The organism is Methylobacterium sp. NMS14P (assembly GCF_028583545.1).
Classification (GTDB): Bacteria; Pseudomonadota; Alphaproteobacteria; order Rhizobiales; family Beijerinckiaceae; genus Methylobacterium.
In genome coordinates this window covers 4,266,971-4,287,154 of the sequence record NZ_CP087106.1, presented here as the reverse complement: position 1 = coordinate 4,287,154, position 20,184 = coordinate 4,266,971, and the positions used below count along the sequence as shown (strand labels likewise).

At 73.2% G+C, this 20,184-nt stretch carries 22 protein-coding genes; 11 read left to right on the top strand and 11 right to left on the bottom strand.

The annotated features are described in order from the left end of the window. Positions 1-212 precede the first annotated feature (212 nt). From LOK46_RS20310 to greA, 4 genes are all read left to right on the top strand, one after another. A complete protein-coding gene (locus LOK46_RS20310; RefSeq protein WP_273564648.1) occupies positions 213-1,310 on the top strand; it encodes a cell wall hydrolase in 1,098 nt (365 codons plus the stop codon). Positions 1,311-1,522: 212 nt separating this feature from the next. Then, on the top strand, positions 1,523-2,119 hold the full coding sequence (locus LOK46_RS20305; protein ID WP_273560187.1) for a hypothetical protein: 597 nt from the start codon (positions 1,523-1,525) through the stop codon (positions 2,117-2,119). 73 nt (positions 2,120-2,192) lie between these two features. After that, entirely contained in the window at positions 2,193-3,179 is a 987-nt protein-coding gene (gene acuI / locus LOK46_RS20300; protein ID WP_273560185.1) for an acrylyl-CoA reductase (NADPH), read from the top strand. A gap of 246 nt (positions 3,180-3,425) precedes the next feature. Continuing rightward, positions 3,426-3,899 carry a transcription elongation factor GreA gene (greA, locus tag LOK46_RS20295; RefSeq protein ID WP_273560183.1) on the top strand — a complete coding sequence of 158 codons (474 nt, stop codon included), beginning with the start codon at positions 3,426-3,428 and terminating at the stop codon, positions 3,897-3,899. A gap of 6 nt (positions 3,900-3,905) precedes the next feature. On the opposite strand, the gene LOK46_RS20290 is transcribed toward greA, so the two are convergent. After that, the gene (locus tag LOK46_RS20290) at positions 3,906-4,778 is read right to left on the bottom strand and encodes a LysR family transcriptional regulator (protein ID WP_273560181.1); all 873 of its coding nucleotides are present in this window, start codon (positions 4,776-4,778) and stop codon (positions 3,906-3,908) included. A 135-nt stretch (positions 4,779-4,913) separates the two neighbouring features. On the opposite strand from LOK46_RS20290, the gene wrbA reads away from it, so the two are divergent. After that, positions 4,914-5,516, top strand: a complete 603-nt coding sequence (gene wrbA, locus LOK46_RS20285; RefSeq protein WP_091683025.1) for an NAD(P)H:quinone oxidoreductase — start codon at positions 4,914-4,916, stop codon at positions 5,514-5,516. A 132-nt stretch (positions 5,517-5,648) separates the two neighbouring features. On the opposite strand, the gene LOK46_RS20280 is transcribed toward wrbA, so the two are convergent. Further along, a complete protein-coding gene (locus LOK46_RS20280) occupies positions 5,649-6,647 on the bottom strand; it encodes an L-threonylcarbamoyladenylate synthase (protein ID WP_273560179.1) in 999 nt (332 codons plus the stop codon). A gap of 137 nt (positions 6,648-6,784) precedes the next feature. Between LOK46_RS20280 and LOK46_RS20275 the strand changes: the two genes are divergently transcribed. The 5 genes from LOK46_RS20275 to LOK46_RS20255 all read left to right on the top strand — a co-directional run bounded on the left by LOK46_RS20275 (position 6,785) and on the right by LOK46_RS20255 (position 12,598). Further along, on the top strand, positions 6,785-8,524 hold the full coding sequence (locus tag LOK46_RS20275; protein WP_273560177.1) for an acyl-CoA dehydrogenase: 1,740 nt from the start codon (positions 6,785-6,787) through the stop codon (positions 8,522-8,524). A gap of 10 nt (positions 8,525-8,534) precedes the next feature. Then, positions 8,535-9,317, top strand: a complete 783-nt coding sequence (locus tag LOK46_RS20270; protein ID WP_273560176.1) for an enoyl-CoA hydratase-related protein — start codon at positions 8,535-8,537, stop codon at positions 9,315-9,317. After that, positions 9,314-10,156: an SDR family NAD(P)-dependent oxidoreductase gene (locus LOK46_RS20265; protein ID WP_273560174.1), complete on the top strand. Its 843-nt coding sequence runs from the start codon at positions 9,314-9,316 to the stop codon at positions 10,154-10,156. The genes LOK46_RS20270 and LOK46_RS20265 overlap by 4 nt, the downstream gene beginning before the upstream one ends. A gap of 243 nt (positions 10,157-10,399) precedes the next feature. After that, the gene (locus LOK46_RS20260; RefSeq protein WP_273560173.1) at positions 10,400-12,085 is read left to right on the top strand and encodes a B12-binding domain-containing radical SAM protein; all 1,686 of its coding nucleotides are present in this window, start codon (positions 10,400-10,402) and stop codon (positions 12,083-12,085) included. 192 nt (positions 12,086-12,277) lie between these two features. Beyond that, a complete protein-coding gene (locus tag LOK46_RS20255) occupies positions 12,278-12,598 on the top strand; it encodes a DMT family transporter (RefSeq protein WP_273560171.1) in 321 nt (106 codons plus the stop codon). Between the two features lie 14 nt (positions 12,599-12,612). On the opposite strand, the gene LOK46_RS20250 is transcribed toward LOK46_RS20255, so the two are convergent. The 5 genes from LOK46_RS20250 to LOK46_RS20230 form a co-directional block, all read right to left on the bottom strand. Beyond that, positions 12,613-14,298 (bottom strand): methyl-accepting chemotaxis protein, encoded by a 1,686-nt coding sequence (locus tag LOK46_RS20250; protein WP_273560169.1) that lies wholly within the window; start codon positions 14,296-14,298, stop codon positions 12,613-12,615. A 97-nt stretch (positions 14,299-14,395) separates the two neighbouring features. Then, entirely contained in the window at positions 14,396-15,400 is a 1,005-nt protein-coding gene (locus tag LOK46_RS20245; protein ID WP_273560167.1) for a magnesium transporter CorA family protein, read from the bottom strand. A 239-nt stretch (positions 15,401-15,639) separates the two neighbouring features. Next, positions 15,640-15,912, bottom strand: coding sequence for a hypothetical protein (locus LOK46_RS20240; protein ID WP_273560165.1), 273 nt, complete (start codon positions 15,910-15,912; stop codon positions 15,640-15,642). A gap of 53 nt (positions 15,913-15,965) precedes the next feature. Continuing rightward, complete coding sequence (locus LOK46_RS20235; RefSeq protein WP_273560163.1) at positions 15,966-17,243, bottom strand: class I SAM-dependent RNA methyltransferase; 1,278 nt, start codon at positions 17,241-17,243, stop codon at positions 15,966-15,968. Beyond that, a complete protein-coding gene (locus LOK46_RS20230) occupies positions 17,240-18,019 on the bottom strand; it encodes a TlyA family RNA methyltransferase (RefSeq protein WP_273560161.1) in 780 nt (259 codons plus the stop codon). Before LOK46_RS20230 ends, LOK46_RS20235 begins: the two co-directional genes overlap by 4 nt. 108 nt (positions 18,020-18,127) lie before the next feature. Between LOK46_RS20230 and LOK46_RS20225 the strand changes: the two genes are divergently transcribed. Further along, positions 18,128-18,667, top strand: coding sequence for a superoxide dismutase family protein (locus LOK46_RS20225; RefSeq protein WP_273560159.1), 540 nt, complete (start codon positions 18,128-18,130; stop codon positions 18,665-18,667). Here the strand turns inward: LOK46_RS20225 and LOK46_RS20220 are convergent. The 4 genes from LOK46_RS20220 to LOK46_RS20205 form a co-directional block, all read right to left on the bottom strand. Continuing rightward, positions 18,660-19,112, bottom strand: coding sequence for an acyl-CoA thioesterase (locus tag LOK46_RS20220; protein ID WP_273560157.1), 453 nt, complete (start codon positions 19,110-19,112; stop codon positions 18,660-18,662). The two genes, LOK46_RS20225 and LOK46_RS20220, sit on opposite strands and share 8 nt — an antisense overlap. A gap of 23 nt (positions 19,113-19,135) precedes the next feature. Then, the gene (locus LOK46_RS20215) at positions 19,136-19,273 is read right to left on the bottom strand and encodes a hypothetical protein (RefSeq protein ID WP_165923092.1); all 138 of its coding nucleotides are present in this window, start codon (positions 19,271-19,273) and stop codon (positions 19,136-19,138) included. Positions 19,274-19,422: 149 nt separating this feature from the next. After that, a complete protein-coding gene (locus LOK46_RS20210) occupies positions 19,423-19,692 on the bottom strand; it encodes a hypothetical protein (protein ID WP_020095628.1) in 270 nt (89 codons plus the stop codon). Between the two features lie 166 nt (positions 19,693-19,858). Continuing rightward, the gene (locus LOK46_RS20205) at positions 19,859-20,044 is read right to left on the bottom strand and encodes a YegP family protein (RefSeq protein ID WP_012320748.1); all 186 of its coding nucleotides are present in this window, start codon (positions 20,042-20,044) and stop codon (positions 19,859-19,861) included. Positions 20,045-20,184: the final 140 nt, after the last annotated feature.

Here is a 20,184-nt window from a genome sequence, read left to right as displayed (position 1 = left end):
CAACGCGGGACCGGATCAAGACACGCGCGGCCATCCGGCCTTAACCGCGGCTCAACCATACCGCGCGATAAATTCGGCGCGGCCGCAGAAACACCCCGGAAACGGGGAGGATCGGGCCGGTTCGGGTGCGTGAGTGCGGGTCTGGCGTCGTGGGCACGAGACGAGGACGGGAATCGAGCCTGCGCTGGCTCTCGGCGGCCCTGACGCCCTGGATGGTCGGGCTGGGCCTGCTGGTGTCGTTCACCGCCGACGCCGGCACGGAGAACGCCATCGGGGCCAGCCGGCTGGCGGTGATCGATGCCGACACGGTCCCGCCGCTGCCGCCCGGCACCCTGCTGATCGGATCGGCCCTCCGCCGCCTCGGCGACGAGCCGCCGCAGGCGGTCTTCAAGACCGGCGCGCACGTCTTCCCGGTGGTGCAGCGGGCCGGCAAGGGCGATCCCGCCCGGCCGCCGGCCGAGAGCTTCGGCCGCCGGGCCGCGAACCTGCGCGAGGCCGGCGGCGCCCTGGTCTTCGGCGACGTCACCGGCAGCGTCACCGGCGTGCTGACGCAGGGCTCCGCCGTCTGGGATCCGGAATCCGAGCCGGAGGCCGCCTTCGTTCCCGTGCCGGATCTGGGCCTCACCACCGGCAGCGGCACCGCCGCCTCCACGGGCGAGGGGACGGCCGACCTCACCGAGGACGGCGGCCCCGAGCGCTTCGACGGCTCGACCCCGCCGGTGCCCCGCGCCATCGCGCTGTCCTCCACGACGCCGGCCCCCGCGGACGCCATCCCCGTCGAGATCGCCGCGGCGAGCCTCGCGCTCCCCGATTTCGCGATCCGCACCGAGCGCCCCGACAGCGCCCAGCCGGTGCCCGAGGACGCGCGCCGGCGCTACGCCGACCTGATCGACCCGAACGCCCTCGACAAGGAGCAGCGCTGCCTCTCCGAGGCGGTCTATTTCGAGGCCCGGAGCGAGCCCGAGGCTGGCCAGGCCGCCGTCGCCCAGGTGGTGCTCAACCGGGTGAAGAGCGGCCTCTACCCGGCGAGCGTCTGCGGCGTCGTCTACCAGAACCGGCACCACTACATGGGCTGCCAGTTCTCCTTCGCGTGCGAGGGCAAGTCCCTGCGCATCACCGATGCCGGCGCCTGGGAGAGCGCCACCCGCATCGCCCGCTCGGTGATCGAGGGCCGAACCTACCTCGCCGAGGTCGGCGCCGCGACCCACTACCACGCCGACTACGTGCGTCCGGGCTGGGCCCGCCGCCTGCGCAAGATGGACGTGATCGGCCGGCACATCTTCTACCAGCTCCGGGCCGGCCAGACCTGACCCCGGCCGCAGCGAGCTTCATAAGAGAGACTGTGGAAGATCCGAACAATCCTACCTAGGTAGGCGACGTCTAAGCAGTCGAAACCAAGGGTTAATTTTACCTTCGTTCCTGATAATGCTTGCGCGCCGGGCAACGAGTCTGGCCTCTGGTACGTCGAGACGAGCGCCGCGTCCGCGCCGCGTCTCGTAGTAATGCGTATCAGAGGACTTCCATGACCGCGCCGGTCGCTCGCACCGCTCTCCTCGCCGCCGCCCTCGGCGGCGCGCTCCTCGCCGCGCCCGCCCAGGCCGGCGGCTGCTACGGCTCCGAATGCTATCGCCGCGTCGTCACGCCGCCGGTCTACGACACCGTGCAGGAGAACGTGCTGGTGCGTCCGCCCCGCACGGTCTACCGCACCACGCCGCCGGTCTACGACACGGTGTCGGAGCGCGTGATGGTCTCGCCCGGCGGCCGCTACTGGCAGACCAGCCGCGGCCCCGGCGGCGAGCTGATCGGCTGCTGGGTGACCGCGCCGCCGCGCTTCGCCGTCCGCACCCGGACCGTGCTGATCCGCCCGGCGCAGACGATCCCCGAGACGATCCCGCCGGAATACGCCAGCGTCAGCCGCCGCGTCCTCGTCGCGCCGGCCCGGGCCGGCTGGGCGCCGATCGGCGGCGGTTACGGCGGGGGCTACGGCTACCGGCCCGCGGCCTACGGTGGCCCGCTCGTCGGCTCGATCCCGGACGCCCTCGGCATCACCGGGGCCAGCTCCTCGGATATCGGCGTCGGGCTCGGCTTCTACACGGGCAGCCGGTACGAGGGATACTGAGCCGGCAACGACCGCCGTCGCCTTGATTCCGGGCGTCCCGGCCACACCTCACCGCGCAGCACGGGAGGTGACGATGGGGACGTTCAAGGCCTGGGTGGTCGAGAAGAGCGAGGCCGGCCAGGGCCTCGCCTTCAGGGATTTCGACGACGCCGACCTGATGGACGGCGACGTCACCGTGCGGGTGACGCACTCGACCCTGAACTACAAGGACGGCCTCGCGCTCACCGGCAAGTCGCCGGTGGTGCGCCGCTTTCCGATGATCCCCGGCATCGACTTCTCGGGGATCGTCGAGACCTCGGACCATCCGGAGTACAGGCCGGGCGACGCGGTCGTGCTCACCGGCTGGGGCGTCGGCGAGACGCATCTCGGCGCCTACGCGCAGCGCGCCCGGGTCCGGGGCGACTGGCTGGTGCCGCTGCCCCAGGGGCTCACGGCCGAGCAGGCCATGGCGGTGGGCACCGCCGGCTACACGGCGATGCTGTGCTGCATGGCGCTGGACGCCCACGGGGTGAAGCCGGAGCACGGCCCGGTCATCGTCACCGGCGCCTCGGGCGGGGTCGGCTCCGTCGCGGTGGCGCTCCTCGCCCGGGCGGGCTGGCACGTGGTCGCCTCCACCGGCCGGGACGGCGAGTCCGATTACCTGAAGGGGCTCGGCGCCGCCGAGATCGTCGACCGGGCCGAACTGTCGAAGCCCGGCAAGCCCCTCGGCAAGGAGCGCTGGGCCGCGGGCGTCGACGCCGTGGGCTCGACGACCCTCGCCAACGTCCTCGCCATGACCCGGGCGGACGGCGCCGTCGCGGCCTGCGGGCTGGCGCAGGGCATGGACCTGCCGACCTCGGTGGCGCCGTTCATCCTCCGCGGCGTCTCGCTGCTCGGCATCAACAGCGTCACGACCCCGCAGAAGAAGCGGCGCGCGGCCTGGGCGCGCCTCGCCCGGGAGCTCGACCTCGACAAGCTCGCCGCCATGACGAGCAAGGTCGGCCTGGAGGAGGTCGGCCGGCTCGGCGACGAGATCCTGGCCGGCAGGGTGCGGGGCCGGACCGTGGTGGAGGTCGGGTAGCTCCGGCGCCCGTCAGGCGGCGTTCCGCCTCCTCGCGCGGGAGCGGGGGGCGATGCGGATGGAGGAGTACCGGGCCAGGAGCGGCCTCTCCTCCCGCGGCCCGGACATGTTCGCGACGGGGTGCCCCTCGTGGATGAGGATCCGGCCGCCCCGTCCTAGCAGGCGCGCCGCCACGGCGAGAACGCCGGTCCGGCCGGACCACCGTCGCGCGGGAACCTTTGCCGTACCTGGCGTGTTGGCGTCTTCATGAGCGTCGCATTCGTCAAAGAGCCCGAGGGTGGGGAAGCGTTCGAGAATCTGCCGGATCGGCCGATCTCGCCGCACACGAACTTCGTCACGCCGGAGGGGCTCGCGCAGATCGAGGCCGAGGTCGCGCGCCTGGAGAAGGAGGTCGCCTCGCTGGATCCCGCCGACAAGGCGGAGGATTCCCGCATCGGGCGCGACCTGCGCTACTGGGCGGCCCGGAAGAACACCGCCCAGCTCGTCGAGCCCAAGGGCGGCGACACCGTGCAGTTCGGCTCGACCGTCACGGTGGTCCGCGAGGACGAGTCCGGCAAGGAGACCCGGCAGACCTTCCGGATCGTCGGCGAGGACGAGGCCGACCCGCACAAGGGCTCGATCTCGTACGTGGCGCCGCTCGCCCGCGCGATCACCGGCAAGACGACCGGCGACGTGGTCGAGGTGAACGGACACGAGGTCGAGGTGGTCGAGATCCGCTGAGGCGGGTCATCGGCCCTCGAACCGCGCCCGCAACGGCAGCAGCGCCTCGGCGACGTGCTCCATGAAGGCCCGGACCCGCGCCGCGTGGCGCAGGTCCGGATGCGTCAGGATCCACAGATCCGCCCCGAGTTCGGGGTGCGGCCCCGACAGGCGGCGCAGCGCCGGGTTGACGTCGGCCGTGAAGCAGGGGAGCGGGCCGATGCCGAGGCCGGCCTCGACCGCCGCCTCCAGGCCCAGCACCGCGTTGATCCGCAGGCGGACGCGGTCGGATGGTGCCCGCGCCTCCACGAAGCGCGTGAGCGAACCCCCCGCCACCAGCGGACTCGGGCTGATCCACGTCTCGCGGGCCAGGTCGCCGTAGGCGCGATCGGCGCGGCCGTAGACCGCCCACGCGGTGAGGGCGAGTCGACGCCCGACCAGGGTCTCGCTCGGTTCCCGGCTGATCCGGATCGCCACGTCGGCATCCCGGCGCGAGAGGTTGAGCGTCGCCTCGGCGAGGATGAGCTCGATGCGGATCTCCGGGTAGCGCTCCGCGAAGCCCGCCAGCATCGGCATCAGCAGCTCGGCGGCGAAGCCGGCCGGCGCCGTCACCCGCAACTCGCCGGACGGCGTCTCGCCCTGTCCCGCCACCGCGCGCGCGAAGCGCGTCACGTCCGCCTCGATCCGCCCGGCCGCCTCGGCCATCGCCTGCCCGGCGGCGGTCGGTACGTAGCCCGTGCGCAGCCGCTCGAACAGGCGCGTGCCGAGCCGCGCCTCCAGGGCGGCGAGGCGCCGGAACGCCGTCGAGTGGTTGATGCCGAGCTCGGCCGCCGCCGCGGTCAGGCCGCCCCGGTCGGCCACGGCCTTCACGAACCGGAATTCGTCCCAATCGAGCGCCAAGCCCGGATCCTTGCATCTGTGCAAGATCGTTCTTGCATGTCGGGGCATTCTTGCAAGGCGGCAAATGCGCGATGCAGGGGCCATCCGCCGGCCGACGATTCGGCCGGACGTCCGACACGCAGGAGAGACCATTCCATGGCGAAGGTTCTGGTGCTGTACTACTCGACCTACGGCCACGTGGAGCAGATGGCCTACGCCGTCGCCGAGGGCGCCCGCGAGACGGGGGCCGAGGTCGTCGTGAAGCGCGTGCCCGAGCTGGTGCCGGAGGAGGTCGCCCGGCAGAGCCACTTCAAGCTCGATCAGGCGGCGCCGGTCGCGACGGTCGCCGAACTCGCCGACTACGACGCGATCATCTTCGGCACCCCGACCCGCTACGGCAACATGGCCTCGCAGATGAAGCAGTTCATCGACCAGACCGGCGGCCTCTGGATGAAGGGCGCGCTGGTCGGCAAGGTCGGCTCGGTCTTCACCTCCACGGCCTCGCAGCACGGCGGCCAGGAGACGACGCTGACGAGCTTCCACACGGTGCTGTTCCACCACGGCATGGTGGTGGTCGGCCTGCCCTACAGCTTCCAGGGCCAGGCCGGCGTCGAGGCGGTGAAGGGCAACACGCCCTACGGCGCCAGCACGATCGCGGACGGCGACGGGTCCCGCCAGCCGAGCGCCGTCGAACTGGAGGGCGCGCGCTTCCAGGGGCGCCATGTCGCGGGGATCGCGGCCAAGCTGGCCCGAGACTGAGAAGGCAAGAAAAAAGGCTCGGATTGCTCCGAGCCTGAAAGGAAAAAGGCCATTGGGGGCTGAGAAGGCCTTCGTGATCAGTAAACGGATCAGGCCGAACTCTGTTCCGCAGCCGGCGAAAATTTCTCCCCGTCAGCGGGGCGCGGCCGCCCGGGCGAGGCGGTCGCGGATCGCCTCGCCGAGGCCGACCCCGGGGATCGGCGCCACCGCGATGGTCTCGGCCCCCGAGGCGTCGAGGTCGCGCAGGGCGCCGAACAGCCGGGCCGCGGCCTCCGCGGGGTCGCCCGCCGGGCTCAGGTTGAGACTGGCCCGCGCGGTCTCGTGACCGGCGGGTAGGACAGACCCGAACAGCAGGACCGCCTCGCCGGGCTCGATCCGCACCGCGTCGAGGCGGACCCGCGCCCGCGGCGCGTAGTGCGAGGCCAGCATGCCCGGGCCCGCCGGACGGTCGGCATCCGCCGCCTCGGGCGTCGCCGGATCGAGGCCGAGCACCGCCCGGAGCGCTGCCCGGGTGACGCCGCCGGGCCGCAGCAGCCGCGGCGTGCCGTCGAGGCAGGCCACCACCGTCGACTCCACGCCCACCGTCGTGTCGCCGCCGTCGAGCACGGCGGCGATCCGGCCGGCGAGATCGTCGAGGACGTGGACGGCCCGCGTCGGGCTCACCCGCCCGGACCGGTTGGCCGAGGGCGCCGCGACCGGCCGCCCGACCTGCGCCAGGAGATCCCGCGCGAGCGGGTGCGCGGGAACCCGCAGGGCGAGGCTCGGCAGGCCGGCGCGGGCGAGGTCGCAGACCCGCGTGCCCGCGTGCGCCGGGACGACCAGGGTCAGGGGACCGGGCCAGAAGGCCTCGGCGAGGCGGCGCGCCGACGCGTCGAAGACGCCCTCCGCCAGGGCCGCCGCCGCGTCGGGCAGATGCGAGATCAGCGGGTTGAAGCGCGGCCGCGCCTTGGCGGCGAAGATGCCCGTCACCGCCCCGGGGTCGGTGGCGTCCGCCCCGAGCCCGTAGACGGTCTCGGTCGGGAAGGCGACGAGGCGGCCCGCCCGTAGGAGCGCGGCGGCCTCCGCGAGGCCGGCGGCGTCGGCGGGGAGCCGCCGGGTCGCGGCCGGGACCGTTGACCCGGGATCGTTCATGCGGGAAGCCGTCTCCGAGGTCATGGCGGTGCGAGCCCCGCGCGCCTATCCTCGCCCCGCCCTAGCGCCGGTGCGCGGGCGCGGTCAAACCCGCCCCGGATCGAACGCGCGGGCGGGCCGCCACACGGGAGGATCGTATGAGTTACCGCGCCCCGGTCCCCGAGATGCTCTTCACGCTGCGGCACGTGGCCGGGCTCGACGCGGTCGATCCCGACGACGCCGAGGCGATCCTGACCGAGGCCGGGCGCATCGCCGCCGGCGTGATCGCGCCGCTCAACCGGGTCGGCGACCGGCACGGCACCCCCTTCGCGGACGGGCAGGTCACCACGCCGCCCGGCTGGCGCGAGGCCTACCGCACCTTCACGGAGGGCGGGTGGAACGGGCTCTCGGCCGAGGCCGACCACGGCGGCCAGGGCCTGCCGAAGCTGATCGAGGCCGCCTGCACCGAGATGTGGAACGGCGCCAACCTCGCCTTCGGCCTCTGCCCGCTCCTGACCCAGGGCGGCATCGAGGCGCTGGCGGCCCACGGCTCGGACGACCTGAAGGCGCGCTACCTCGAGAAGCTGGTCTCGGGCGCGTGGCCCGCCACCATGAACCTGACCGAGCCGCAGGCGGGCTCCGACCTCGCCTTGCTGCGCACCCGGGCGGTGCCTGCGGGCGACGGCACCTACCGGATCACCGGCAACAAGATCTACATCACCTACGGCGAGCACGATCTCGCCGACAACATCGTCCACCTCGTCCTGGCGCGCCTGCCCGACGCGCCCGCCGGTACGCGGGGCATCTCGCTGTTCCTGGTGCCGAAGGTGCTGCCGGACGGGACCCGCAACGACCTGCGCTGCTCCGGCATCGAGCACAAGCTCGGCATCCACGCCTCGCCGACCTGCTCGATGGCGTTCGGCGACGGCGGCGGCGCCACCGGCTGGCTGATCGGCCAGGAGAACAAGGGGCTGGCCTGCATGTTCACGATGATGAACGCGGCGCGGCTCAATGTCGGCCTGCAGGGCGTCGGCGTCGCCGAGGCCGCGACCCAGCGGGCGCTCGCCTACGCGCAGGAGCGCCGCCAGGGCAAGGCGGTGGGCGCCGCCGAGGCGACGAGCCCGATCGCTGCCCATCCGGACGTGCAGCGCATGCTGCTGACCATGAAGGCCTCGACGGCCGCCGCCCGCGCCATCTGCTACCTCACCGCCGCGGCCCTCGACGCGTCGAAGGGGCCGGAGGGGCAGGCGGCCCTGGACCGCGCCTCGGTGCTGACCCCGGTCGCGAAGGCGTTCGCGACGGACCTCGCCAACGAGGTGACCTCGCTCGGCGTGCAGGTCCACGGCGGCATGGGCTTCGTGGAGGAGACAGGGGCGGCGCAGCTCATGCGCGACGCCCGCATCCTCGGCATCTACGAGGGGACCAACGGCATCCAGGCCATCGACCTCACCGCCCGCAAGCTGCCGCTGAACGGCGGGGCCACCGCGCGGTCGCAGATCGCCTGGATGCGCCGCGCCGCGGAGGGACTGCTCAAGGCCGGCGACCCGGCCTTCGGCCACATGGCGGCGCGGCTGCGCGACGGGATCGGCAGCCTCGACCGGGCGACGAGCCACCAGCTCGCCGCGCTGAGCTCGAACCGCCCCGAGGCGGCGCTCGCCGGCGCGACGCCGTACCTGCGGCTGTTCGGCCTCACGCTGGGCGCCGCCTGCCTCGCCCGCAGCGCGCTCGCCGCGAGCGCCGCCCGGAAGGCGGGCGAGACGGACCCGGCGCACGCGGCCCGCATCGCCCTCGCCCGGTTCTACGCCGAGAACCTCCTGGTGGCCGCGTCCGGCCTGGAGCAGGCGGTGGTCGAGGGCGGCGCCTTCACGGACGACGCCGCCCTGGCGCTGGCGGTTTGAGGAGCGGACCATGGCCGAACCCGTGACGATCGACGACCTCGCGGGCGGCGTCCGCCTGATCACCCTGAACCGTCCGGAGAAGAAGAACGCCCTCACGGGCGCCATGTACGACGCGATGCGCGCGGGCCTGACGGAGGCCGACGCGTCGGACGCGGTCGGCGCGGTGGTCTTCGCCGGGCAGCCCGGCATGTTCAGCGCCGGCAACGACCTCGCCGACTTCATGGGGCAGTCTTCCGGGGACAAGGCCGGGGACGGCTTCAGCGCCTCGCCGGCGCTGGCCTTCATCCGCCAGCTCGCCCGGACCCGCACCCCGATGGTGGCGGCGGTCGACGGGATCGCGGTCGGCATCGGCGCGACGCTCTGCCTGCACTGCGACCTCGTCTACGCGAGCCCGGCGGCGCGCCTGCGCATGCCCTTCGTCGAGCTCGGCCTCGTGCCGGAGGCGGCGTCGAGCTACCTGCTGCCCCTGCGGGTCGGCCGGCTCAAGGCGACCGAGCTGCTGCTGCTGTCGCGGCCGCTCGAGGCCGACGAGGCGCAGGCGCTGGGCCTCGTCAACGCGGTGCTGCCCGCCGACATGCTGGTCGAGCAGGCCATCGCGCAGGCCGCGCGCCTCGCCGCCCTGCCGCGCGGGGCGCTGACGGCGTCCCGGGCACTGATCCGAGGTGACCAGGCGCAGGTCGAGGCGGCCCTGGAGGCGGAGGCCAGGGCCTTCGACGCGCAGCTGCGCTCGCCCGAATCCCAGGAGCGTCTCGCCGCCTTCCTGTCGCGGTCGAAGCCCGCCGCCTCGGCGTGAGCCCGCCCGACCTCTCCCAGAAGATCTGCCTCGTCGCGGGCGCGTCGCGGGGCGTCGGCCGGGGCCTCGCGCGGGCGCTGGGCGAGGCGGGGGCCACGGTGATCGTCACGGCCCGCTCCAGCGAGACCGGCCCGCGCACCGAGATGCGCGCGGAGGCGATCGAGGACACGGCCCGCGCGGTCGACGCGGCCGGCGGGCGCGGGCACCACTACCTCTGCGACCACCGCTCCGAGCGCGCCACCGACGCGCTGGTGCACTGGGCGCTGCGCCGGTTCGGGCGGATCGACGTCGCGGCCTGCAGCGTGTGGAGCGGCAACGAGGGCTACGACGGCGAGCGCTACCCGGACGGCGCCGGCTGGGGCACGCCGTTCTGGCGCCGCTCGGCGGAGCCGTATCTCGGCCTCCTCGAGGCCGGGCCGCTGCCGGCCCTGCTGCTCGCCCGGGCGGTCGCCCCCGCCATGGTGGCGGCGCGGGCCGGACTGCTGGCGCTCGTCTCCTTCGGGACCGAGGATTACCTCGGCGACGTGTTCTACGATTCCGCCAAGGCCGCGACCAACCGGCTGACCCTGGCCTTCGCGCGGGAACTCGCGCCCCACGGCGTCACCGCCCTCGGCCTGTCGCCGGGCTTCGTCGCCACCGAGCGGGCGCGCGACCTCGGTCACGTCCAGCACGCCACCGAGAGCCCGCTCTACGCTGGCCGGGCGCTGGCGGCGCTCGCCGCCGACCCCGACATCGCCGCCCGGGCGGGCGCCGTGCTGCATGCCGGCGACCTCGCGCGGGTCTACGGCTTCACCGACGCCGACGGGACGCGGCCGGAGCGGTTCCGCGTCGCGCCGTGACGGTTCCGGCGGGACCTGTCGCCCGAATGGCGCAGCCCCGCGGCAAACGGGCCGGATCCGCCCCGGAGACCCGTCGGCGGGGTTGATTCGCGGTGCTCGGACGCGCGTCCTGGCGGGATCGGCGGCACCGATTGCTGCGGGAGCGAAAAACGGCCTTAATTCGCCCGCAGGTCAGGGGTCGATCCTGTGCCCGCTCCGATCTCCGGTCGGGCCGGGACCGCGCGTGTGAACGAGGAAACTGGCATGTCGGAAGCGAACACGGCGCCGCGCGTGCTGATGGTGTTCCCGAAGTTCTACGAAAACTCGATGTGGAACTTCAAAGAGGCCATGGAGCTGCAGGGCGCCCGCGCGCCCGCGCCGCCGCTCGGCCTCATCACGCTGGCCGCGATGCTGCCGCCGGCCTGGCAGGTGACGCTCGTCAACCGCAACTGCGAAGAGCTGACGGACGCGCAGATCCAGGCGGCCGACCTCGTGATGACCGGCGGCATGCTGCCCCAGGAGCCGGACTGCCTCGTGGTCATCGACCGCTGCGTGGCGCTCGGAACCCCGGTCTGCGTCGGCGGCCCGGCCCCGACCTCGACGCCGGAGGTCTACGACAAGGCCGACTTCCTGGTGCTGGGCGAGGCCGAGGGCATCCTCGACAAGTTCGTGGCCGCCTGGGAGGCCGGCGAGCGCCGCGGCCGGCTCACGGCCGAGAAGTTCAAGGCCGACGTCACCAAGAGCCCGATCCCGCGCTTCGACCTGCTGACCTTCAGCCACTACCTCTACGTCGGCGTCCAGTTCTCGCGCGGCTGCCCGTTCACCTGCGAGTTCTGCGACATCATCGAGCTCTACGGCCGCGCCCCGCGGACCAAGACCACGCCGCAGATGCTGGCCGAGCTCGACCGGCTCTACGGCCTCGGCTACCGCGGCCATGTCGACTTCGTCGACGACAACCTGATCGGCAACAAGAAGGCGATCAAGCTGTTCCTGCCCCACCTGATCAAGTGGCAGGAGGATCACGGCTACCCGTTCAAGTTCTCCACCGAGGCCTCGCTCAACCTCGCGGACGACGACGAGCTGCTCGGGATGATGCGGGACGCGAACTTCTTCGCCCTGTTCACCGGGATCGAGACGCCCGACGAGGCGACGCTGATCCAGACGCAGAAGAAGCAGAACACCAAGCGGTCCATCGCCGACAGCGTGCACAAGCTCTACGAGCACGGCATGTTCGTCACGGCCGGCTTCATCGTCGGCTTCGACACCGAGAAGGACAGCATCAGCAAGGCGATGTCGCTGTGCATCGGCCAGACCGGCATCCCGATTGCCATGGTCGGCCTGCTCTTCGCGCTGCCGAACACGCAGCTCTCGCGCCGCCTGCGCAAGGAGGGCCGCCTCTACGAGAACTACGCGGCGACGACGGCCGACCAGGGCGACCAGTGCACGCAGGGGATCAACTTCGTGACGCTGCGCCCGCAGCGCGACGTGCTCGGCGACTACCGCGACGTCCTCCAGGAGATCTACGACCCGCCGAACTTCTTCGACCGGGTGCGGGTGGTGGCGCGGCAGGTGAAGCGACCGAAATTCGCCGCCCAGAAACTCAACTGGCGCCACGTCGCCCACGATCTCTACTCGCTGCTGCGCGTGTGCTGGCGGATGACGGTGCGGCGTCCGGAACTCGCCAAGCACTTCTGGAGCGTGTTCCTTGAGACCGCCCGCCGCAACCCGGCCGCCCTGGAGGCCGTGGTCACCAACATGGTGATCTACCTGCACGTCTACCCGTTCTCGCGCTACGTCATCCGCGAGATCAACGGCCGGATCGCCGAGCTCGACGCCGGCCGCTGGGTGCAGCCGCCGGTCCTGGCCCCCGAGGCGGAGACCTGCAAGGCGCCGCCCGTCGGCAAGGTGGTGGCCAAGGCCGAGGTCAAGCACCTCGCCGCGGTGGCCTGAGGGATCCGCTCCGCGCCCTCCTTCGAGGCCGCCGACGCGGCGCCTCGGGAGGAGGGCGGTGCGTGGGATCCGGGGCCGCCGCGCTTGCGGGCTCGGCCGAACATCGCTAGCTGACCCGCCGCGAGGCCACGTCCTCCCCCCGCCGGGCGGGGCACAAGTCCGGGACGGCCCGGCCCTTTCGGGAGGGCCGCCGTGGCCTGGATCTATCTCGTCACCGCGGGCGTGCTGGAGGTCGTCTGGGCCTTCGCGATGAAGCAGTCGGAGGGCTTCACGCGCCTCTGGCCGACCGCCATCATGGCGTTGGCGATGGCCGGCAGCGTCGGCTTCCTGGCGCTGGCCATGCGCACGCTGCCCCTGGGGACCGCCTACACGATCTGGACCGGCATCGGCGCGGTCGGCGCCTCCCTGGTCGGCATCGCCGTGCTCGGGGAGCAGGCGAGCGCCAGCCGGATCCTCGCGGCCGGCCTGATCGGCTCCGGGCTCGTCCTGATGAAGCTGTCGAGCCCCGGCTGAGCCCCGGCTGGACCTCAGGCGGCGCGCACCGTGTGCAGGAAGGCGTCGATCTCCCGGCGCAGCTCGGCGGCCTCCTCCGAGAGGCTCGATGCGGAGGCCAGCATCCGCGTGGCGGCCGTACCCGTATCGTCGGCCGCCCGCGCCACCGCGTCGATCGTCCCGGTGACCGCGCCGGTCCCGGACGCCGCCTCGGCGACGTTCCGGGCGATCTCCCGGGTCGCCGCGCCCTGCTGCTCGACGGCGGCCGCGATCGAGGTCGCCACCCCGTCGATCTCGCGGATGCGCGCCGCGATCCCGTCGATCGCGTCCACGGTCTGCCCGGTCGCGCCCTGGATGCGGCCGACCTGACCGGCGATCTCCTCGGTGGCCCGGGCGGTCTGGGCGGCGAGCTGCTTCACCTCGCTGGCGACCACCGCGAAGCCGCGCCCCGCCTCGCCGGCGCGGGCCGCCTCGATCGTGGCGTTGAGCGCCAGCAGGTTGGTCTGGCCGGCGATGGCGGTGATCAGGCGCACGACGTCGCCGATCCGGCCCGCGGCGGCGCTCAGCTCCTGCACGAGGCCGGCCGTGTCGCCGGCCTGGACCACCGCGCTCCGGGCGAGTTCGGCGGACCCGTCGACCTGGCGGCCGATCTCCTGCACCGAGGCGCCGAGCTCCTCCGCGGCCGCCGCGACCGTGCCGACATGCTGGGCGGCCTCCTGGGCGGCGCCCGCCACCGTGGCCGAGCGCTCGGCGGTGTGCGTGGCCGTGCCGCTCATCGCCTCGGCGTCGGCCCGCAGGCCGAGGGCGGCGTCCGCCACCCGGGCCAGCACGCCGCCGACCGCGGCCTCGAACGACTCGGCCATGGCGTGGACCGCGCGCCGGCGCTGCGCCTCGGCGCCGTCCCGCGCCAGGGCGGTCTCCCGCTCCAGGGCGCGGGTGTGGACCAGGTTGTCCTTGAAGACCTGCACGGCCGCCGCCATCGCGCCGATCTCGTCGCGGCGTCCCGTATGCGGGACCGGCACGGTCTCGTCGCCCTCGGCGAGGCGGCCCATCGCGCCGGTCATGCGCTCGATCGGGCGCGCGATCCCGAACAGGGCGAACAGCATCGCGGCCGCCGCGACCGCGAGGCCGACCACGGTGGCGATCATCGCGATCAGCTTGGCGCGCGTCGCCGCCTGCACGGTCTGGGTGACGTTGGCCTCGGTCTGGCCCCGGGCCGCCGCGATCGACTCGGTCAGGCTGGCCACCGCGGCGTCGTTCTGCGCCCCCGTCGCGGGATCCAGCACGAGCGCGAGGGCGCCCGGCTGCTCGCCCGCGATCATCAGCTCGACCACCTGCAGCTGGATGTTCTGGTAAGCGTTCCACGCGTTGGTGAAGCGCTCGTAGATCGCGCGGGCCTCCGGGCTCGTCAGGCGGTCCTGATAGGCCTGCCGGAGGCCGGACAACTCGCCGAGGGCGTCGGTCAGCGCCGTCTGGTTCTTGTCCAGGGCCGCCACGTCGGGCGAGGCCACCGCGAGTCGGTAGAGCCGCAGGCGCGCGTCCCGCACGGCCGTCCCGATGGCCTCGGCCTGGTTCTGCGCGGGCAGCGCCTGCTGCGAGATCGCCGCGGCGTTCCGCTCGATCTCCGACAAGCTCACGACGCTGGCGATCCCCTGGCCGACGGCGGCGAGGGCGAGCAGGCCGATGGCACCGGCGAGGACCGTCTTGAGGGAGAAGCGCATGGGAGATTCCGTCTTCGCGGCCGCGCCGCGCCTTCAGGCCCCACCATGCTCCCGCAGAGGTCTTAAAATTCTATCGGCCCTATACCAGCATTTGTTGTCAGAGCCACTTCTTCCACCGGAAGAAGAAGTAGGGAAATACGGCGGCCACGACCATCATGATCAGCGCCATCGGATATCCGAACGCGAAATCTAGTTCCGGTATGGACTTAAAATTCATGCCGTAGATCGACGCGATCAGGGTCGGCGGCATGAAGACGACCGCCATGACCGAGAACAGCTTGATGATGTTGTTCTGCTCGAGGTTGACGAGCCCGAGGGTCGCGTCGAGCAGGAACTGGATCTTCGTCGACAGGAAGGTGGCGTGCTCCTCCAGGGACTGCAGATCCCGCAGGGTCGAGCGCACGTCCTCGCGCAGATCGCGCGGGGCCTTGTTGGTCCGGTAGGTCGCCGACAGCGAGAGCAGGATCCGCTCCATGGAGACGAGACTTTCCCGCTGCTTGGAGATGAGATCACCGTGCCGTCCGAGGGCGCGCAGCGTGTCCTGCAGGGCGGTGTTGCGGGCCGAGGGATCCTCCTGCACTTCGAAGATCTTGCCCGACAGGCGGTCGATGCGCTCGCCCTGGAGCTGCAGCACGTCGGCGGCCCGGTCGATCACCGCCTCGATCAGCCCGGCCAGGATCGACTCGCCCGACGGGGCCGACGCGCCGCCGTTGCCCATCGAGCGCCCGGCGCGCTGCGTGTACATGCGGAAGGCCTGCGGCTCCTCGTGGCGCACGGTCACCAGCCGGTTGCCGCGCAGGATGAAGGTGATGCCGGCGAGGCCCGGCTCCTCGGCGTCGCTGACCTTCGAGAGCACCCGGCCGGTCATGTAGCGGGCGCCGTCCTCGACGTAGAGCAGCTCCGAGGGCTCGATGTCCTTCATCTCCTCGCGGGTCGGCACCTCGATGCCCGCGAACGACTCGACCTTCAGCTCCTCCTCGCGGCTCGGGCGGATCAGGTCGAGCCAGACCGTGTCCTCGGGGACCGTGTCCTGGAGATCGATGACGCGGCGCTCGAGCAGCGTGGCTCCGGCGCCGACGGCGGGCTGGTGGATGAAGATCACGTACGGGTCTCGGATGCGGATCGGTCACGGGACAGCGCGGGGCCGCAGCCCGCATCCGGCACCACGTTGGCCGATGCAAGCTGTGCCGCGGATGTGGCGCTGTTTTCTGACGCTTCCGTGACATCCCGATCCCGCCCCGCGGGTTGGTCGGGCGCGCGGGGGGCGCGTGCGCATTCACGATGCGGCGAGTCGGAGGCCGCGAACCGGGTTCCGCCGCAGCGGCCGGCTCCGACCCGATCTCAGTTGCAGCCGTCGCAGATGCTGCCTTCGATCCTGTCGGTCAGGGCGCGCTCGCGCCGCCGCTGCTCGCGGGTCGGCACTTCGCCGGGGCCGAGGGACGTGCCGGGCGGCTTGGTCACGCCGAGGCTGTTGGTGTTCGGCGCCGTGATGGTCGAGGCCGGGCCGCTGCCGGTTCCGGTCTGGTCGGGCGCCAGCGCCTGCGCCGCGAGCGGGGTGGCGAGGGCGAGGCTCAGCGCGCCGAGCGTCGCGGGGCGAAGGAGTCCGCGGATCATGAAGGCTCTCCGATCGCCGGGAGAACGTGAAACTTGACCGCAGGTTGCGTGGTTCAGCGGCGCCGCGCGGGCTCGCGCCGGAACACCCCGACCATCTCGACGTGGCCCGAATGGCGGAACTGGTCGACCGGCGTGACGGCCTCCAGCCGGTACCCGCCGGCGACCAGCGTCGCCGCGTCCCGCGCGAAGGTTCCGGCATCGCAGGCGACGCCGACCACGAGGGGAACCCGCGCCGCGGCGATCTGGCGGGCCTGGGCCTCCGCGCCGGCCCGGGGCGGGTCGAACACCACCGCGTCGAAGGCGTCGAGTTCGGGGGGGAGCAGGGGGCGTCGGAACAGGTCGCGGCGCTCGCTGGTGATCCTGCGCAGGCCCGAGGCGGCACGCGCGGCGCGGTCGAGGCCCGCGAGGGCGGCGGCGTCGGACTCGACGGCGTGGACCGCGGCCGTCCGGGCGATCGCCAGGGTCAGCGGCCCGCAGCCCGCGAACAGGTCGGCGACGCGCCGGATGCGGGGCCCGAGGGCCGCCACGGTCAGGTCGCAGAGCGTCGCCTGTCCGGCCGCGGTCGCCTGCAGGAAGCCGCCGGGGGCCGGGTAGAGGCGGCCCGCCGCGGCGGTGCCGCCGGCGGGGCTGTCCGCCGTGACCGAGACCGGCTCGGCCTCCATGAGGCGCTCGCCGTGCAGGGAGAGCCGGGCGAGCCCGAGTTCTCCGGCGATCCGCACCAGCGCGGCGCCGACGCCGGCGCTCACCGGTCCGTGGCCGCGCAGGTCGACGTCGAGGCCCTGGTCGGTGGCGGTGACGGCCAGGTCGAGGGGCTTGCGCCCGTGGCCCAGCGGGGCGGCGAGGCGGCGCGCGACCGCGGGGGCCGGGTGCAGCGCCGGCACGGTGATCGGGCAGTGGTCGATCGGCACCAGCGCGTGGCTGCGCGCCGCCATCAGGCCGGCCTCGGCCCGGCCGCCGATCTCGCGCACGTGCAGGGTGAGGCGGCGGCGTCCCGCCCCGTGGGCGTCGACGGCCGGCCCGGGCGTCACGTCGAGGCGCGCCTGCGACAGGGCCTGGGCGACGAGGTCGCGCTTCCAGGCGAGTTCCGCGGGCCGCGCGAGGTGCTGGGTGCGGCAGCCGCCGCAGCGCATGTAGTACGGGCAGAACGGCTCGACCCGGTCGGGCGAGGCCTGCGCGACGCCGAGCAGCGCGGCGCGGCGCGCCTCGCGGCGGATCTCCGCGCGTTCCCCGGGCAGCGCGTAGGGCACCGGGGTCCCGTCCTCGGCGATCCCGTCGCCGCGGGCGCCGAGCTCCCGGATGGTGACCGTCTCGATATCCGCTGCGTCGCTCACGGCAACCTCGCGCCGATCAGGAACTCGGCATTGCCGTCGCCGCCCGGGACCGGCGAGTCGATCAGGCCCAGGACCGCGGCCCCGAGCCCCTCCAGGGTCTCGCGGACGGCCGCGCAGACCTCGGCGTGGACCTCCGGGTCGCGGACGAGGCCGCCGCGGCCGACGCGGGCGCGGCCGGCCTCGAATTGCGGCTTGATCAGCGCGACGATCGCCGACCCGGGCCTGAGCAGGCCCGGCAGGACCGGCAGCACGAGGCGCAGGCCGATGAAGCTCACGTCCACGCTCGCGAAGTCCGGGTGCGGGACGAGGGCGTCCGGGCCGAGGCCGCGGATGTCGGTGCCCTCGCGGTTGGTCACGCGCGGGTCCCCGGCGAGGCGCGGATGGAGCTGCCCCCGGCCGACGTCGAGGGCGTGGACGTGGCGCGCGCCGCGGGCGAGCAGCACGTCGGTGAAGCCGCCCGTCGAGGCGCCGACGTCGAGGGCGACCCGGCCGGCCGGATCGACGCCGAACGCGTCCAGCGCGGCGGCGAGCTTGAGGCCGCCGCGGGACGCGTAGGGATGCTCGGGTTCCGCCTCGACCCGAGCCCCGGGGGCGATCGGGTCCGAAGCGCGCCCGAGCGGGCGCCCGTCGACCCGCACGAGTCCGGCGCGGATCGCCGCCTGGGCCCGGGTCCGGCTCTCGAAATGGCCGTGGGCCACGAGGTACAGGTCGGCGCGCCGCGGCGCAGGGTCGTCCGCGGGGGCCGCGCGGTCCGGGCTGGTCCGGTCTCGGGTCATCGGGCTTCGTGCGGTTCCGGCAGGTCTGCGGCGGAGGTTTCGGGCCGCCGCCCTGTCGAAGGCCGGCGCGCTCCCTAACTAGACCGGGCCGGAAAGGAGAGCCACCGCATGAACCGCACCCTGCCGCTGCTCGCATTGCTCGGGACCGCCGCCGCCGGCGGCGCCCTGGCGCAGGAGCCTCCCAAGGAGGCGGCCAAACCGGCAGAGACCTTCACGGCGCCGATCAAGAACGCGAAGGGCGACCCGATCGGCACGCTGGCGATCCGCGACGGGGCGAATACCCTGGTCCTGCGCGTGACGATCCAGCCCGGCGGATTGCCGCCCGGCTGGCACGGGATGCATTTCCACGCCGTGGGCGACTGCTCGGACCCGAAGTTCATGAACTCCAAGGCGCACGTGAACCACGACCAGAGCAAGCACGGGCTGCTCAACGCGGAGGGGCCCGACGAGGGCGACCTGCCGAACCTCTACGCGGCGCAGGACGGCTCGGCCAACGCCGAGGTCTCGAGCGAGACGCCGCTGAACGGCGAGGGCGGCCTGAAGGACGGCGACGGCGCGGCGCTGATCATCCACGCCAACGAGGACGACCACAACACCCAGCCGATCGGCGGTGCCGGCGACCGCGTCGCCTGCGGGGTGATCAAGTAGCCGTCGCGGAGGGGGACGGCACGGCCGGCGGGATCGGCCGCGGCCGGCCGTCCTCGTCGATGGCCACGAAGGTGAAGGTGGCCTGCGTGACCCGCTCGCGGACCTGGGTGCAGAACCGCCGCGCCCAGGCCTCGACCTCGATCTTCATCGAGGTCCGGCCGACATGCGACACCCGGGTGTAGACGCACAGCACGTCGCCGACCCGGACCGGCCGGATGAAGGTCATCGATTCCAGCGCCACGGTGACCACCCGGCCCAGCGCCCGGTCGACGCCCGCGATGCCGCCGGCCTGATCCATCTGCGACAGCACCCACCCGCCGAAGATGTCGCCGTTGGCGTTGGTGTCGGCCGGCATGGCGATGGTGCGCACCGTCAGGTCGCCCTTGGGCAGATCGACCTCCGCGGGCGGCGCGCTTCCGGCCGGTGAGAGTGCGACGTGCTGCATGCCGTCCATCCGCCCCCGCGCCGTCAGGACATCACGCCGGCGAGCTTGAGCCCCGCCGCCAGCAGAACGGCGACAGCGCTCAGGATGCATTCGAGCGGGATGGATTGCCAGAGGTCCGGCGTCGCCGCCGCGGGCTCGGCGCGCTGCGCAATATCGTTCATCGGGCTTCCTCTCGGGCGCGCCGATCTGCCGTCGGCGGTCCCGTTCCCGGCACGATAAAGCAAGGCTCGCGGTCGCGCACCCCGAATCGGGGCGTGAAAAAGCCCGGCGGCTCGCTGAAGCCGCCGGGCCGGTCAGGTCGGAGAGCCGATCAGTAGTAGAACCGACGGCGCCAGTAGGGACGACGGTAGTAGGGCCGCGGGCCGTAGTAGAACCGGCGGCCGTAGTACGGGCGGCGCCAGTAGGGCCGCGGGCCGTAGAAGCGGCGACGGTAGTAGTACTGGGCCTTCTCGGCCACCGCCGGCGCGGCTTCGGCGGGCAGGGCCAGCCCCGGGCCGATGGGCGCGGCGGACGCGCCCTCCGGCGCCGCGGCCGCGAAGCCCAGCGCCAGCAGGGCCGCGAGCAGGAATTTCCTCAGCACGGTCTCGACTCCCTTCGTATGATTACGTCCTGGTCGACGAACCGCACGGGAAGCGAGGGCTGTCCGCCCGGTCCGAACCGCTGCAACGCACGGGCGAGCGGAAGCGTTGCAGCTTAACCGCCGTGATGTTTCGGACAGGGTTGATCGCGGGTTGCGACGCGCGGGATCAGGCGATCTTCGTGGTCATGTCCTCGATGCGCGCCTCGGCGCTCTGCCGCACGAGGGCGATGCCGTGCTCGCAATCCTCGCGCCGCACATAGCCCTCGCCCGACTCGGCGATCACCTCGCCGTTGCGCGCCCGCAGGCGCCAGCGCCACTCGCCCTTGGCGTCCCGGTAGAGTTCGAACCGCATGCTGCAGGCCCCCGCTTCGTCCGACCCTCAGATGGGTGCGCGCGCGCGCAAGGGAAGGCGCGGCGCTGACGGCGCTGCGACGGGAGCGACGACCCTGCGGCCGGCGCGATCGGCCGCACCCGCTTCGAATTAGAACTTTT

What these genes read in the sequence shown, in the direction of transcription:
- LOK46_RS20240 (WP_273560165.1), bottom strand. Translation starts at nt 15,912, where the DNA reads ATGATCCGCGGACTCCTTCGCCCCGCGACGCTCGGCGCGCTGAGCCTC.
- greA (WP_273560183.1), top strand. Translation starts at nt 3,426, where the DNA reads ATGAGCGTCGCATTCGTCAAAGAGCCCGAGGGTGGGGAAGCGTTCGAG.
- LOK46_RS20230 (WP_273560161.1), bottom strand. Translation starts at nt 18,019, where the DNA reads ATGACCCGAGACCGGACCAGCCCGGACCGCGCGGCCCCCGCGGACGAC.
- LOK46_RS20220 (WP_273560157.1), bottom strand. Translation starts at nt 19,112, where the DNA reads ATGCAGCACGTCGCACTCTCACCGGCCGGAAGCGCGCCGCCCGCGGAG.
- LOK46_RS20275 (WP_273560177.1), top strand. Translation starts at nt 6,785, where the DNA reads ATGAGTTACCGCGCCCCGGTCCCCGAGATGCTCTTCACGCTGCGGCAC.
- LOK46_RS20205 (WP_012320748.1), bottom strand. Translation starts at nt 20,044, where the DNA reads ATGCGGTTCGAACTCTACCGGGACGCCAAGGGCGAGTGGCGCTGGCGC.
- LOK46_RS20260 (WP_273560173.1), top strand. Translation starts at nt 10,400, where the DNA reads ATGTCGGAAGCGAACACGGCGCCGCGCGTGCTGATGGTGTTCCCGAAG.
- LOK46_RS20215 (WP_165923092.1), bottom strand. Translation starts at nt 19,273, where the DNA reads ATGAACGATATTGCGCAGCGCGCCGAGCCCGCGGCGGCGACGCCGGAC.
- wrbA (WP_091683025.1), top strand. Translation starts at nt 4,914, where the DNA reads ATGGCGAAGGTTCTGGTGCTGTACTACTCGACCTACGGCCACGTGGAG.
- LOK46_RS20270 (WP_273560176.1), top strand. Translation starts at nt 8,535, where the DNA reads ATGGCCGAACCCGTGACGATCGACGACCTCGCGGGCGGCGTCCGCCTG.
- LOK46_RS20305 (WP_273560187.1), top strand. Translation starts at nt 1,523, where the DNA reads ATGACCGCGCCGGTCGCTCGCACCGCTCTCCTCGCCGCCGCCCTCGGC.
- LOK46_RS20280 (WP_273560179.1), bottom strand. Translation starts at nt 6,647, where the DNA reads ATGAACGATCCCGGGTCAACGGTCCCGGCCGCGACCCGGCGGCTCCCC.
- acuI (WP_273560185.1), top strand. Translation starts at nt 2,193, where the DNA reads ATGGGGACGTTCAAGGCCTGGGTGGTCGAGAAGAGCGAGGCCGGCCAG.
- LOK46_RS20250 (WP_273560169.1), bottom strand. Translation starts at nt 14,298, where the DNA reads ATGCGCTTCTCCCTCAAGACGGTCCTCGCCGGTGCCATCGGCCTGCTC.
- LOK46_RS20225 (WP_273560159.1), top strand. Translation starts at nt 18,128, where the DNA reads ATGAACCGCACCCTGCCGCTGCTCGCATTGCTCGGGACCGCCGCCGCC.
- LOK46_RS20310 (WP_273564648.1), top strand. Translation starts at nt 213, where the DNA reads ATGGTCGGGCTGGGCCTGCTGGTGTCGTTCACCGCCGACGCCGGCACG.